This is a genomic window from Cobetia sp. 3AK (assembly GCF_029846335.1).
In the GTDB taxonomy this organism is placed as follows: domain Bacteria; phylum Pseudomonadota; class Gammaproteobacteria; order Pseudomonadales; family Halomonadaceae; genus Cobetia; species Cobetia marina.
In genome coordinates, this window is record NZ_JARWKR010000008.1 from 39,927 (window position 1) to 52,825 (window position 12,899).

The following is a 12,899-nucleotide window of genomic DNA, read 5'->3' on the forward strand; positions in this document are numbered from 1 at the left end:
AGGCGCGCAGGCCATCGTACACGGCAACCCTTGTCTCCATGACCGCCTCACGGGGTGAGTCGAGACGGTGGCGGCAGTACGTTGCCGAGATCCCGGGGATCACCTCTCATCTGGGTCAGATGGGCGATATCTGGCGTCAAGTGCTTGTCAGGCATATAAAAGATCGTTCCGATGAGAGTTATCCGACCGCACATTGCGCTGCTGACGCGTTATGCTGAGAGGGGAGAACAGGGGGCCTGACACATCGCTTCCCGGGACCACTCATGGTTGTCTGAGCCGGGCTCAGGGCGCCAGAGGCATACAGCCTGACGAGGAGACAAGACATGAACAGGTGGTCATTGACGGGGCTGACTCTGGCGTTGGCGTTGTTGGGTGCCTCGGTGGTGCAGGCCGAGGCCGCGGATGACGGCAAGAGTCATGAAGAGCAGCTCAAGAAGAAGCACGAAGCGCTAGAAGGGCAGGCCAAGGCTGAACGCGTTCAGGCCGAGCAGATGCATGAGCTGAAGCAGATTCAGAAACAACGCCAGGCTGCAGAAGCGCAGGCCGACAAGGCGGTTGCGGACAAGGCTGTCCCGACCAAGGCCGTTGCGGACAAGGCCGCCCCGGAGACTCCTCCGGCAGGAAAGTCCGATGCGAAGGCAGCGTCACCTGGGCCTCTGCTCAGACGTGGCGGTCAGTTGCCCGATGCCTTGGCGTCTGACAAGGCGCTCTGGGTGGAGGACTGGCAGCGACATCAGCTACCCGAACCTGGCGAAGGTCAGCGCTGGCTCCAGCTTCGCAGCGGATTCGTCCTGACGGATATTCAGAGCGGCACCATTGAAGAGATACTGCTTGGGCCGTGAACCGCACTTCTGACATGACGCCCGTAACAGGATCTCGTCGTGTTGCGTGGTACCTCTGTCGGTAAGTCGCGACATATGTGGGTATCTTGGCGACAACTTCGGTCACATTGTCGGGAAACGTGAAGAAATCTGCGCAGACTTGCAGAGTGCAGGCTAAGTCATCAGAATTAGGGAACAGTGTTTTCTAATTCCCGGTGTTGAACGTGCCCGGGCATGACGAGGAGATCGAAGATGCGCAACCGCACCCTGACAGTCTGCAGCATGGTGATTGCCCTGATGAGCGCCTCCGTCGCGCAGGCGGCTCCTGATGATCGTGATGATCGTGGGCAAGGCCAGCATCTGCAGCAACGCAAGCACTCTCAAGGCAATCAGCAAGGCAATCAGCAAGGCAACCATCAAGGCAATCAGCAAGGTCAGAAGCACCAGGCCAAGCAGCAACATGCAGCGCAAGGACACGGCAAGGCCCGTGCGGGGCATCATTCCGCTGGGCCCCAGCACTGGAAGCGGGGCGACCACGTCTCGCGCGATTATTACGGCAACAAGCGTTACTGGGTAAGTGACTGGAAGGCACACCACCTGTCCCGGCCGCCGGAAGGGCATCGCTGGTTGAATGTGGATGGCCGCTACGTTCTGACGGCCGTCGCGACCGGTGTGATCACGGCGATCATTCTCAATCAGTGATGCCGCCTGGACTGACAGTCCATTGACCACGCCATGGCATCGCACAATGAAAACCGTGTCATCAGAACCGTGTCATGAAAAAGGGGCCTCCCGATGGAGGCCCCTTTTTTCGTCTTGCGGTCAGCCGTCGCTGCGGTCAGCCGTCGCTGCGGTCAGCCGGGACAGCATCATCGGGCCAGCAGTGTCTCCAGCGCCTGGGCGACGCGCAGCAGCGCCACATCCTGACCCTGAGGGCGTGACAGCATCAGGCCCAGCGGTTCCTCGTTCTGTGGTGCCGGCGCGGGAATCGAGATCGAGCTGGCATCCAGATAGTTGAAGACGCTGGTGTTGCGCAGCGCACGCTTGTTGAGCTGGGCAAACAGCGCGCCATCCTGCTCCAGCAGGTCACGACGCGGGGCGCGCATGGCCACGGTCGGCATCAGCACCGCATCGACATCCTGCACCTGCTGAGCGAAGCGTTGCTGGATGGCGGTGCGCGGCCACAGGCGTGCCAGATACTCGCTGGCCGTGATGTCACGCCCGCCATTCAGGCGTTCGGCGATCAGCGGATCATACTGATCTTCATGGGCAGCCAGCAGTTCGTGATGCACGGCGGCCGCTTCCGGAATGACCAGGCCGCCGCGCTGATTGATGGCGTAAGCGGCCTCGATGGCCTCGACCGGCGCACGCTGGAGGCGAACCCCCAGCCCCTCGAGTCGTTCCAGCAGGGCGGCGAAGTCGGCGGCTACATCGGCGTCCACTTCACTGACCAGCTCGCTCTCCGGCACCAGCAGCGTCAGCGGGCGGGTAAGGGGTGTCGGGTCAGCGACCTCACCGCTCAGGACTTCCCACAGCGTGCGACAGCAGGCAACGCTGGGCGCGATGGGGCCGATGCAGTCCAGGCTCGGTGACAGCGGGAAGGCGCCATCCCCCGGCACGCTGGCCTGTGACGGCTTGAAGCCCGTCAGCCCGCAGAAGGCCGCCGGAATCCGCAGCGAGCCGCCGGTATCGCTGCCCAGGGTCGCCGCGGCCAGCCCGAAGGCGACGGAGGCCGCCCCGCCGGAGGTCGAACCGCCGGTGATGCGCTCGCCATCGAAGGGGTTGGGCGGTGTGCCGACGTGCGGGTTGAGGCCAAGGCCAGAAAACGCGAACTCGCTCATGCTGGTGCGACCGGCGTGCAGAATGCCGGCGGCTTTCAGGCGGGCCAGCGCCGGGGCATCCTGGCTTGCCGGGTGACTCTCTGCCAGTGCGCGAGAGCCCGCCATGGTCGTCATGCCGGCCTCATCGAAGAGATCCTTGATCGAGACAGGGACCCCTCCCAGCGGCAACGACGTCGCAGCCGCCTGCAGTTGCTGCTGGGCCGCTGCCTGCGCGCTCATGACCGCGTCATCGCGGCTGATGATGCTGTGGCTGGCGGTCTCGCCCAGGGCCTGATGGCGCTCGGCAAGCACCGTGGCAGTCTGCTCGGGACCGAAACTGCCTGCCTGATAGGCGGCCAGCAGCTGCGTCAACGTACGCTGGCGGGGCGAGCGCGCCCAGAATTCACGGGCGTTCTCCATCTTCACGCGCTCAGCGCTCATGCCTTCATCACTCATGCCACCACCTCAAGTTCTTCCACCTCGTAACGGTGCTCGATGCGACGACCCGTCTGCGGGTCGATCAGGCGCATGGTAAAGCTCGGGCTGGGGCGGATGCCACCGATCGCCGGCACGGTACCGCACAGCAGCACGCTGTTGGGGGCCAGGCTGCCATCCTTGGCGATGGCGGCGGGCAGGCGCTCCATCAGGGTGGCGACCGGCAGCAGCTCGGCGAGGGTGCCCTGCTGGTAGCGCACGGTCTTGCCGGCGTCCTCGATCTCGCTCTCGATCTCGAGGCTGTCCCAGTGGTCGATGACCTCACTGAGCTTCCAGGCGTGGCGGGCAATCGGCTTGGCGCACAGCTGTTTGGATTCGGCGACGCCGACGGCCTCGAGCTTGCGGTCGGTGTGATCCGAGGCGATCGTCACCCACAGGGTGCCCTCGGCGTCGCTGACCAGACAGGTCTCGACCTCACCGGAGCCTTCGCCGCCGAGCATCGCGACCTGAGAAGCCTGGGTCAGCGTCTCGCGGCTCACGCGGTAGAACAGCGGAGTCTGGGAGGGCGGTGCCACACCCAGCAGCTTGAGCTCGTCGATATGGTGCTGCACGCCCGCCTGGTCGCGTCCGGCCCAGCCGGCAATCGCGACGCGTTGGATATCAAGGGTGAATTCGCCGTTGTCATGGGTAAAGGTCAGCATGGTTTATCGCTCCGTTATCGGGGTTGTCGTTGTTCTTTGAAAAATTCTTGAATGAACGGTGTGGCGCCAATGACACCTGCCGGCGTGCCAGCAGGTGCCAGGCAAGAGCAGGTTTACAGTGCCGAAGGCAGCCACAGCGCGATCTGCGGGAAGGCCACCAGCAGCGCTGCCATCACCAGCATCGCGCCCAGATACGGCAGGGTGCCGATGATGACGTCGGCGAAGGCTTCGCCACGCCGTGAGGCCTGCACGATGTAGAGATTCAAGCCGACTGGCGGGGTGATCAGCGCCAGCTCGACGAACAGGATCATCACGATGCCGAACCACACCTTGTCGTAACCGGCCGCGACGATCAGCGGGGTGACGATGGGAATGGTGATGACCATCAGCGACAGGGTCTCGATGAAGAAGCCGAGCACGATGAACAGCGCGATCACCGCCATCAGCAGCGCGAAGGGACCCAGGTCATAGGCTTCGAGCAGGCCGGTGACCTGCTGGACCATGCCGGAGGAGGCCAGCGCGAAGTTGAGGAAGGAGGCCGCCATGATGATGAACAGGATCATCGAGGTGGTCTTGACGGTGCCGTCCAGCGCGCGGCTGATCATCGACAGGTTCAGCGAGCGGTTGATGGCGGCGAGGCCCAGTGAGGCCAGCACGCCGATGGCGGCGGCTTCGGTGGGCGTCGCCCAGCCCAGATAGATGGAGCCGACGATGACGATGAACAGCACCAGCAGCGGCAGCAGGAACGACAGGCTCTTGAGGCGGGTGCTCCAGCTCGCGCTCTTGCGCGGGCCGCCCAGTGATGGCTTCCAGACACATAGCAGCAGCGAGGCCAGCATGAATAGCGCTGCCAGGCCGAGGCCCGGTACCAGACCGGCCATGAACAGCTTCGGGATAGAGGTCTCGGTCAGGAAGCCATAGACGATCAGGTTGATCGACGGCGGAATCAGGATGCCCAGGGTGCCGCCCGCGGCGATGCTGCCGCAGAACAGCTTGGGGTCGTAGCCGAGCTTCTTGCCCTGGGGGAGCGCCACGGTCGAGACCGTCGCCGCTGTGGCTACCGAGGAGCCGGAGGTCGCCGAGAACAGCGCCGAGGTGGTGATGTTGGCGTGCAGCAGGCCGCCCGGCAGCCACGACAGCCAGTGGTCCATGGCGCGGTAGGCCTTCTCGGCAATGCCGGCGCGCACGATGATCTCGCCCATCAGCACGAAGAGCGGAATCGCGATCAGCAGGAAGGAGTCCGCGGCAGACCACAGGTTCTGGCCCAGCGCCTTGGTCAGCGGGAAGAAGGAATAGAACTGGTCGATCCCGAAGGCGAGCAGGAAGAGGGTGACCGCAACGGGAATGCCGGCCAGCAGCAGGGTGAGGATACCTACCGAAAGAAAGCCCAACATCAGCGTGTCTCCTTGGTCGTGGAGGCCGCCTGGGCCAGAGCCCCTTCGCTTTCTCCGTGATCGGGGCCGGCCAGTGTCTCCAGCGTGGTGGTATCACGCAGACAGGCGGCAACGAGAACGCGCAGCCCCAGCACGCTGGTAGTGATCGCGAACCAGGCGTAACCGGACAGCCACAGCAGCTGCGGAATCCAAAGCGGCGTCGCCAGCGGGGTATTGGCGGTGGAGCCGTTGCTCAGCGACTTGCCGAGCACCGGCCAGGCATTGATCAGGATCACCCAGGCCACCAGGTTCAGCGCCAGCATCGCGAGGATATCCAGGGTGTGGCGCGAGAAGGCCGGCAGCTTGCCATGCACGACATCGATACGGATGTGGGCACGCTCCATCAGGGTGTGGGACAGACCCCACGCCGAGAGCATCGCCAGCACATAGCCGGCATATTCGTGCACGCCGGGCAGCGGATGATTGAACAGTTGGCGCATGAGGATTTCCGCGCCGATGAAGACCACGACGGCCAGCAGCAGCAGGCCCATCAGGCGTGCGGCGTGGCGCGATATCGCGCGTGTCAGGGACACGAGGACATCGAGTGCGTGAAGGAAGGAGTTCATGAGTCGGGTCCTGCTGGGGCGGTGAACGACGCTGATCCGTGCCAATCAGGCGAGGTGCGGGCGTTCAGCGCCGTGTCTCTTGGGAGCATGTCTGCCGTATCCGGGCAGGGCGGGGCTTTCGGCCCCTGCTCACGAACAGCCCTTCGCGAGCAGGGGACGATGGATCACTCCGCGGTGGCGGTCAGGCCGACGACCTTGCCGACACTCTCGTTCCAGGCCGTGCGCGTCTCGGCATCGACACGTGCCGCCCAGGCAGGCAGGACGGTGTCCTCGAGTGCGGCACGTGCGCGTTTGGCATCGTCATCGCTGAAGTCGACCAGCGTCATGTCGGCGCTCTTGCCCAGCGGGCAATCGCCTTCGCCGGTCAGACAGGCCACGCCTCGCGCGGTCTCGCCACGCGCGTTTTCCCACACCGGCGCGGTGAACTCGCTGTCCACCTGTTGCTGGATCAGCGTCTGGCTATCAGCGCTCAGGCTCTGCCACTTGTCCTGATTGATGGCGGTGATCACGTAATCCCAGCCGCCCAGCGGCAGCGGCATCAGGTGGCTGGAGACTTCGTGCCAGCCGGCGCTGTAGCCGGAGAGCGAACCGGTGACGGCGCAGTCGATCACGCCACGTTCCAGGGAGCCCGGCACCTCGTTGAAGGCGATGTTGAGGCTCTGCGCGCCCAGCGCCTCGATGAACTCACCGGTGGAGCGGCCGCTGGCACGTACCTTCTTGTCCTTCAGACCATCGAGCCCTTCGATCGGGGTATTGCAGAACAGCACCTGGGCCGGATACGGCACGATCGCCAGCACATGGCTGTTGAAGCGCTTGTTCATGGCGGATTCGGCCAGTGGGCGGAAGGCTTCGGCCACCTTCTGGGCCTCCTCGGCCGTCGGGGCCATCATCGGCAGATCCAGACCTTCGAGTTCCGGCGCGTCCGACACGGTGTAATCCGCCACGGTCATGCCGACATCGAAGACGCCATCGCCCAGGTAGCGATAGACGTCGGAGCCAGGGATGCCCATCTGGTCGAAGGTGGTCACCTGGGTGCTGAGTTCACCGCTGCTGGCATCTGGCAGCGTCTCGCTCCAGAAGGGCTTCTCGAACTGACGGTTGAGCTCCAGGCTACTCCAGCTGCCTACCACGTTGAGGGTGTCGGCAGCATTGGCGCTACCGGCAGCGGCGAGCGCGAGACCAAGGGCGGAGAGGGCAAAACGTGTCTTCATGGGAGTCACCATTGTTATTGTGCATCTGGTGTTAGCGAAAGAATCTGACGGTCTTGTCTGTTGCGGAGCAGGTCCGTGGCTCCCACAAGCGGTCATCCGTATTTGAGACGATGATTGGGGATATCGGTGATCAGCATGTGGCCCGGGCTGTGTGCGATGGCCAACGGCAGGCGCGCATTCTCCAGCGCCAGTTGCGGCGTGACGCCACAGGCCCAGAACACCGGCAGGTCGCCTGTCTCAAGCGTAGGTGCATCGCCGAAATCAGGGGTGTTGATATCGGAAATGCCGATCAAGGCGGGGTCACCCAGATGGACGGGCGCGCCGTGGACGCGGGGCATGTCGGTGGTGATCTGGATCGCGCGAATGGCATGCGCCGCCGACATCGGACGCAGGGACACCACCAGGTTGCCGTGGAAACGACCGGCACTGATCAGCGGGATATTGGTGCGATACATCGGCACATTGCGCTTCAGGCGCGCATGGCGAACCTCGACGCCTTCGTTGAGCAGCGCCTCTTCAAACGAGAACGAGCAGCCGATGGAAAACGCCACGAAATCGTCCTGCCACAGGGCGGCGATATCCGTGCGCGTTTCTTCAAGCTTGCCGTGACGGTAGATGTGATAGGCGGGCAGGTCGTGGCGCAGGTCGATGTGCTCACCGAGCCCTGTCGGGGCGGGAGAACCGACGGCCGTGACATCCAGCAACGGGCAGGCCTTGGGATTGGCCTGGCAGAATTGCAGAAATTCGCCGGCAGCCTCGGCTGGCAGGATGATCAGGTTGGTCTGGGCAAAGCCTGCAGCGATACCGCTGGTGTGGCTGGCCCAATGACCGCTGCGGATTTGCTCGCGCGCCTCGCGGGGGGACGACGCGGCACTGAGAAGTGTCTGGGGCATCGTGGGGGCTTCTTGTGAAGTTGTTGTTGTCTGTCTTCACCATAAGAAGCACGCCCAGATAAATCCAATCGATTTTTATCGAGTCAAGCCATCGGAAATTCCTTTCATGTGGTGTGTGAAATGGCCCGTCGTAGGCCCGTGAGACGTGAGCGAGACAGGAAACGTGGGAGCAGGAACATGGGGAATGCGAGAGCGTCATTGGCAGACAGCGATGCTCAGGACAGGCGTGAATGCGCCTCCTGATCCTGGCGGGCGATCTCGATGGCCAGTTCACACACGCCTTCGGCGAGGGCGCTTTCCATATGGGTCGGCCAGGAGGCGGTGAAGGTCAGCTCGGGCAGGTCGCAGGGCAGGCTGAGCAGGGTGCCCTGGCGGATTTCCTCGGCGACGATGCGCGGCGGGATGGCGCCGACGCCCAGGCCATCCAGGGTCATGCGCACGATGGTCCACAAGGAGCTTGAGCAATGCAGCTTCACGTCATCGAGTCCCATCTGATGCAGCATGGAGCCAAGTTCATGGTGCGGCCGGCTGTTGCGGGCAAACGAGATCAGCGGCAGAGCATTCAGGCGTCGCAAGGAGAAGTTGTCTTCGGTGAAGCCAAGAGACGGGCTGATCACGAAGCCCATCGTGTAGTTGCACAGAAAGCGGTTGAGCACGTTCTCCGCCGTGACCGGCCCCATCAGGAAGGCGAGATCGATATCGCCGGCGGTGAGCATGGCGGCAAGCCCCGGGGAGCTGTCGACTTCGAGTTCCAGGGTGAGATCCGGGTAACGGCGCGCCAGTTCGGCCAGAAAGCCGGGCAGCCAGCTGTGCGCCACGGTCTCCACGACGCCCAGTCGCAACACGCCCTGGAAGGGCGTGCTCAACGCCATCATTGACAGCGCTTTCTGGCGCGCTTCCAGCAGCGCCTCGGCGTGACGATAGAATTCGCGCCCCTTGAGAGTGGGCTGTACCGGTCGGCGAGTGCGCTCCAGCAGGCGGGTTTCCAGGGTGGTTTCCAGCTTGTTGATACGTTCGGAAATCGACGGCTGGGTCAGATGCAGATGCTGGGCAGCCAGTCGGAACGACCCCAGGCGGGTGATCCACACGAAGGCTTCCACTTCCTTGAAATCGAACATGGCCAGATCCTGTCGTGATTGATGCCGCAAGCTTGGGGCTCACATTACCACTCGTTGAGAAATTGCGTTCTCGATGGCATGCATTACGGTACGATGTGGAGCATCGAGAAATGTGTATTTTCAAGAAAGGAAATGATGATGCAGTCTAGCGTGCGAGTTGTCAGCCTTGTGATGCTGAGTGCCCTTGTCATGGCGGGGTGCAGTTATACGCCGGCGCGAATCGATGCCGAGCCTATCATCGAAATCGGTGATGGACATCATGATCACAAGCGTGGAGGTGGCAGCTTCTGTCCGCCGGGGCAGGCCAAGAAAGGCAACTGCTGATCACATCGAATCACAAGGAGCCGCTCATGCGGCTCCTTTTTCGTTGTCGCTCGCTTCCTGATATGGGCCTCTGGAGTCGCTTGATCTGCAAGGATATCCTGAGTGATCCGAGTCTTGCCTCTTCCTCCACTGCTGCTGGCGGGTACCGTATTCCATGCTCAATCCCAAGGCGCTGACGGCGCTGAATGAAATCATCCGTCGCGGCTCACTGCGCCGTGCGGCACGGCACCTGAATCTCGACCCTTCCGCGGTCAGCCGCCAGATCAAGCAGCTGGAAGAAGAGGTGGGTGTCGCGCTGTGCGAGCGCAGCGAGACGGGCATGCGTGCGACCCAGGCCGGGGTGTTGCTGCTGGATCATTTCCATCGTCAGCAGGCGGCGGAGGCCGCAGCGCTCTCGCAGCTGAGTGCCCTGCAGGGGCTGCGTAGCGGTGAGGTGCGAATCGCGGTGGGCGAGGGCTTCATCGCCGATCTGATCTCGCTGCCCTTGCAGAGCTTCATGGCACGTCATCCCGGCATCGAGGTGGTGGTACGCATGGCGGGGGTGAATGAGGCGACCGAGCTGTTGCGCGACTTCGAGGTGGATATCGCGCTTCTCTACGCCCCGCCGGTAGACCCGATTCTCTGCTGTCATGTGGAGACCTGTCAGCCGTTGGATCTGATCGTGCCGGCGGCACATCCGCTGCTCGAGATCGGCAAGCCATTGACGCTCGCACAGGTGGCGGATTGGCCACTGGCATTGATTGACGAGTGCACCGGCATGCGCCAGATGGTGAATCAGGCGGCGCAGCAGGAGCGGGTCTCGCTGCGTGCGCAATTGCGCACCAATTCCGTCTCGGTGCTCAAGAACTTCGTGCGCTCGGGAATTGGTGTCACCTTCATGCCCGAGCTCAGCGTGGTGGAGGAATTGCGGCGTGGCGATATCTGCCTGTTGCCGATGCAGCATCCGGCCCTGGCACAGACCCGCGCGCAGATGTGTACGCGGCGCGGGCGTGAGATGACGGTGGCCGTCGAGGCCTGCCTTACCCACCTGCAGCAGGGATTGCGGTTCTTCACCGCAGATGCGCCACGTCTGCTCGGCAAGTGACACCCGCTGGACAGCGCCACGAGTGGGTCAATCCTCGGCGCATCCAGTCTTGACGGCTTCTCGTATCAGAGTCTGGGCATAGTGATATCTCACGACAACAACACCTGATGCGAGGATTTCCTCCGATGCTGAGCCCTCTCAAGACACTACTGGCGCTGGCAGCGCTTCCTTTCAGTCTGCAGGCCCAGGCCTATGAGATAGAACCTCTCGGAGAGGGGCTCTATCGCTTCATCGATGATCGCCATCGCTCCGTGTTCATGATCACCGATCAGGGCGCACTGGTGACGGACCCGATGAATCACGCCGCAGCGAGCTGGTTGAGCAACGAGATCAAGCAGCGCTTCGACACTCCGGTTCGCTATGTGGTGTATAGCCACAACCACAGTGATCACATCTATGGCGGCGAGGTCTTCGACACGCCGGATACCACCTTCATCGCGCACCGGCTGGCAGCTCAGGATATCGCCAATACCCGGGCGAAGGCCGTACCGCCGGATCTCGTCTTCGAGGATGAAATGACCTTGCGACTGGGCGGCAAGGAAGTTCAGCTGCGCTATCACGGCCCGAATGACGGGCGCGGGTCGATCAGCATGTACTTCAAGGACCATGCCACGATGTTCGTGGTCGACTGGATCGTCATCGGACGCATGCCGTGGCAGAAGCTCTGGAGCTATGACATCCAGGGCATGATCAACTCGACGCGTGAAGTGCTGGAATATGACTTCGATACCTTCGTTGGCGGGCATGCCGAGACCGGTGATCACGCCGATGTCGAACGCTACCTGACCTATCTGGAGTCACTGTATTCCCAGGTGACGGAGGGCATTCTCGCCGGCAAGTCACTGGAGCAGATCCAGCAGGAGGTCGATCTCTCCGAGTACAGTGATCTGGCTCAGTTTGAGGAGTGGGTCGGTCTCAACATCGAAGGCGTGCATGAACGTCTGATGGAAGAGTCCGGCATGGGCTGGCGCAGTGATCTCAAGGGTGAGCATACCCACTGACGATGTAGCGCCTCGTCAAGCCCTGCTTCGCTCAACACTGCCTCGTTCAGCACGGCCTCGCCGTGTCATTGAAATGGCCCCGAAAACTCCGGTTTTCGGGGCCATTCTGGTCTTTGGGTACGTCAGGTCTTTGGATATGTCAGGTCTGTGGGAACGCCAAGCCAGAGATGGGCTTGTCAGGTCCAATGGGTGTGGACGAAAAAACAACACTCGCACGATTGATTAGTCTACAGCGACAACGCTACTTTCGACGTGTGAGGGTAACGCCCACCACCTGGCTGGCCACAGTGCCATATCCCCGGGACGGCGTTTCTCCCGCCGCATACCACCGATATTTACAAAAACAAAAGGGAATCCACATGTCCTTGTCCAAGACATCTCTGCTGCGCAAGACGTTTACCGGTTCCACTCTGGCGCTCAGCCTGCTGGCGGCCAGCGTGCAGGCCCAGACCATCAATCTCAGCTACAACGGCGCACCGGATGCCGACAAGAATGCCGTGCATGTCTTTGCCAGCAACCTGAAGACGCTGGTGGAAGAGAAGACCGATGGTGAGCTGGAGCTCAAGCTCTACCCCAACAGCATGTTGGGAGAGGAGCAGGAACGCATGGAACAGGTCATCAGCGCACCGAGCCTGAACATCGCCTCCTTCGCGGGCATGGCCCCCATCGTGCCGGAAGTCTATGTCAGCGCCACGCCGTTCATGTTCGACGGCTTTGATGAGGCGCGTCGTTTCTTCGATGAAGGTCAGTACTGGCAGCAGGTGCAGCAACTGTTCAGTGAGCGCACCAATGGCGCCGAGATTCTGGCCGTCGTGGAGGAAGGGGGCTTTCTGGCCTTTACCAATGACAAGCGTCCGATCACCAGCCCGGATGACTTCGAGGGGCTTCGCTTCCGCGCGATGGACCCGAGTCAGGTAGCGCTCTACGAGGCCTTCGGCGCCTCGGGCACGCCAATTCCGTGGACGGAAGTCTACATGGCGCTGCGCACCGGGGTGGCGGATGGTCAGATGAACCCGCCTATGTACATCCTGCTGGGCAGTCTGCAGGAAGTGCAGAAGTACCTGACGCTGGCCAACATCCAATACTCGGATCAGTTCCTGGTCGCCAATGGTCAGCTGCTCGAGAGCCTGTCTGATGAAGAGCGCACCGCACTGCTCGAATCAGTCAAGGAAGCCAATGCTCAGGCCCGTCAGGACAACCAGAGCCAGGTCGAGTCACGCATCGCCTTGCTTGAAGAGCAGGGCATGCAAGTGATCCGCCCGAGCGAGGCAGACCTCGAGGCATTTCGCAGCAAGAGCCAGCCGGCCTACCTCGAGTGGCTCAAGAGTCAGGACATCGCACCAGAGCTGATCGATACCGCGATGAAGGATGCCGGTCTCTCTTCATGAGGGGCATGTGAGGCGCGCGGTTTCCACAGCGCTCAAGTGCCCAGGCGTGACTCGACGTCAACGCCTCTCGACGTCAGCGCCTCTCGACGTGAGAGAGCCCTGGG

General features: G+C 62.3%; 12 protein-coding genes. 5 read left to right on the forward strand and 7 right to left on the reverse strand.

Annotation, left to right across the window (positions count from 1 at the left end):
- The first annotated feature begins 365 nt into the window (after window positions 1-365).
- Window positions 366-842 carry an RcnB family protein gene (locus QD228_RS12450; protein WP_279875721.1) on the forward strand — a complete coding sequence of 159 codons (477 nt, stop codon included), beginning with the start codon at window positions 366-368 and terminating at the stop codon, window positions 840-842.
- Between the two features lie 231 nt (window positions 843-1,073).
- Entirely contained in the window at window positions 1,074-1,523 is a 450-nt protein-coding gene (locus tag QD228_RS12455; protein ID WP_279875722.1) for an RcnB family protein, read from the forward strand.
- Between the two features lie 167 nt (window positions 1,524-1,690).
- Here QD228_RS12455 and QD228_RS12460 read toward each other — a convergent pair whose 3' ends face one another.
- From QD228_RS12460 to QD228_RS12490, 7 genes are all read right to left on the reverse strand, one after another.
- Window positions 1,691-3,097, reverse strand: coding sequence for an amidase (locus QD228_RS12460; protein WP_279875723.1), 1,407 nt, complete (start codon window positions 3,095-3,097; stop codon window positions 1,691-1,693).
- Window positions 3,094-3,777 carry a DUF2848 domain-containing protein gene (locus QD228_RS12465; protein WP_077377034.1) on the reverse strand — a complete coding sequence of 228 codons (684 nt, stop codon included), beginning with the start codon at window positions 3,775-3,777 and terminating at the stop codon, window positions 3,094-3,096. Before QD228_RS12465 ends, QD228_RS12460 begins: the two co-directional genes overlap by 4 nt.
- 113 nt (window positions 3,778-3,890) lie before the next feature.
- Window positions 3,891-5,171 carry a TRAP transporter large permease gene (locus QD228_RS12470; RefSeq protein WP_077377031.1) on the reverse strand — a complete coding sequence of 427 codons (1,281 nt, stop codon included), beginning with the start codon at window positions 5,169-5,171 and terminating at the stop codon, window positions 3,891-3,893.
- Window positions 5,171-5,776 carry a TRAP transporter small permease gene (locus QD228_RS12475; protein ID WP_054555982.1) on the reverse strand — a complete coding sequence of 202 codons (606 nt, stop codon included), beginning with the start codon at window positions 5,774-5,776 and terminating at the stop codon, window positions 5,171-5,173. Before QD228_RS12475 ends, QD228_RS12470 begins: the two co-directional genes overlap by 1 nt.
- Before the next feature lie 164 nt (window positions 5,777-5,940).
- Window positions 5,941-6,987: a TRAP transporter substrate-binding protein gene (locus QD228_RS12480; RefSeq protein ID WP_279875724.1), complete on the reverse strand. Its 1,047-nt coding sequence runs from the start codon at window positions 6,985-6,987 to the stop codon at window positions 5,941-5,943.
- Between the two features lie 92 nt (window positions 6,988-7,079).
- Entirely contained in the window at window positions 7,080-7,880 is an 801-nt protein-coding gene (locus QD228_RS12485; protein ID WP_176493178.1) for a putative hydro-lyase, read from the reverse strand.
- Window positions 7,881-8,095: 215 nt separating this feature from the next.
- The gene (locus QD228_RS12490) at window positions 8,096-8,998 is read right to left on the reverse strand and encodes a LysR family transcriptional regulator (RefSeq protein WP_279875725.1); all 903 of its coding nucleotides are present in this window, start codon (window positions 8,996-8,998) and stop codon (window positions 8,096-8,098) included.
- 478 nt (window positions 8,999-9,476) lie between these two features.
- Here QD228_RS12490 and QD228_RS12495 point away from each other — a divergent pair, with 478 nt between their 5' ends.
- The 3 genes from QD228_RS12495 (at window position 9,477) to dctP (ending at window position 12,795) form a co-directional block, all read left to right on the forward strand.
- The gene (locus QD228_RS12495; protein ID WP_136937949.1) at window positions 9,477-10,406 is read left to right on the forward strand and encodes a LysR family transcriptional regulator; all 930 of its coding nucleotides are present in this window, start codon (window positions 9,477-9,479) and stop codon (window positions 10,404-10,406) included.
- 125 nt (window positions 10,407-10,531) lie between these two features.
- On the forward strand, window positions 10,532-11,407 hold the full coding sequence (locus QD228_RS12500) for an MBL fold metallo-hydrolase (RefSeq protein WP_279875726.1): 876 nt from the start codon (window positions 10,532-10,534) through the stop codon (window positions 11,405-11,407).
- 359 nt (window positions 11,408-11,766) lie between these two features.
- Complete coding sequence (gene dctP, locus QD228_RS12505) at window positions 11,767-12,795, forward strand: TRAP transporter substrate-binding protein DctP (protein WP_279875727.1); 1,029 nt, start codon at window positions 11,767-11,769, stop codon at window positions 12,793-12,795.
- Window positions 12,796-12,899 lie beyond the last annotated feature (104 nt).

Excerpts from the sequence above, each read along its gene's own strand:
- dctP (WP_279875727.1), top strand. The coding sequence starts at position 11,767 with ATGTCCTTGTCCAAGACATCTCTGCTGCGCAAGACGTTTACCGGTTCC.
- QD228_RS12490 (WP_279875725.1), bottom strand. The coding sequence starts at position 8,998 with ATGTTCGATTTCAAGGAAGTGGAAGCCTTCGTGTGGATCACCCGCCTG.
- QD228_RS12465 (WP_077377034.1), bottom strand. The coding sequence starts at position 3,777 with ATGCTGACCTTTACCCATGACAACGGCGAATTCACCCTTGATATCCAA.
- QD228_RS12460 (WP_279875723.1), bottom strand. The coding sequence starts at position 3,097 with ATGAGTGATGAAGGCATGAGCGCTGAGCGCGTGAAGATGGAGAACGCC.
- QD228_RS12455 (WP_279875722.1), top strand. The coding sequence starts at position 1,074 with ATGCGCAACCGCACCCTGACAGTCTGCAGCATGGTGATTGCCCTGATG.
- QD228_RS12475 (WP_054555982.1), bottom strand. The coding sequence starts at position 5,776 with ATGAACTCCTTCCTTCACGCACTCGATGTCCTCGTGTCCCTGACACGC.
- QD228_RS12485 (WP_176493178.1), bottom strand. The coding sequence starts at position 7,880 with ATGCCCCAGACACTTCTCAGTGCCGCGTCGTCCCCCCGCGAGGCGCGC.
- QD228_RS12480 (WP_279875724.1), bottom strand. The coding sequence starts at position 6,987 with ATGAAGACACGTTTTGCCCTCTCCGCCCTTGGTCTCGCGCTCGCCGCT.
- QD228_RS12470 (WP_077377031.1), bottom strand. The coding sequence starts at position 5,171 with ATGTTGGGCTTTCTTTCGGTAGGTATCCTCACCCTGCTGCTGGCCGGC.
- QD228_RS12495 (WP_136937949.1), top strand. The coding sequence starts at position 9,477 with ATGCTCAATCCCAAGGCGCTGACGGCGCTGAATGAAATCATCCGTCGC.
- QD228_RS12500 (WP_279875726.1), top strand. The coding sequence starts at position 10,532 with ATGCTGAGCCCTCTCAAGACACTACTGGCGCTGGCAGCGCTTCCTTTC.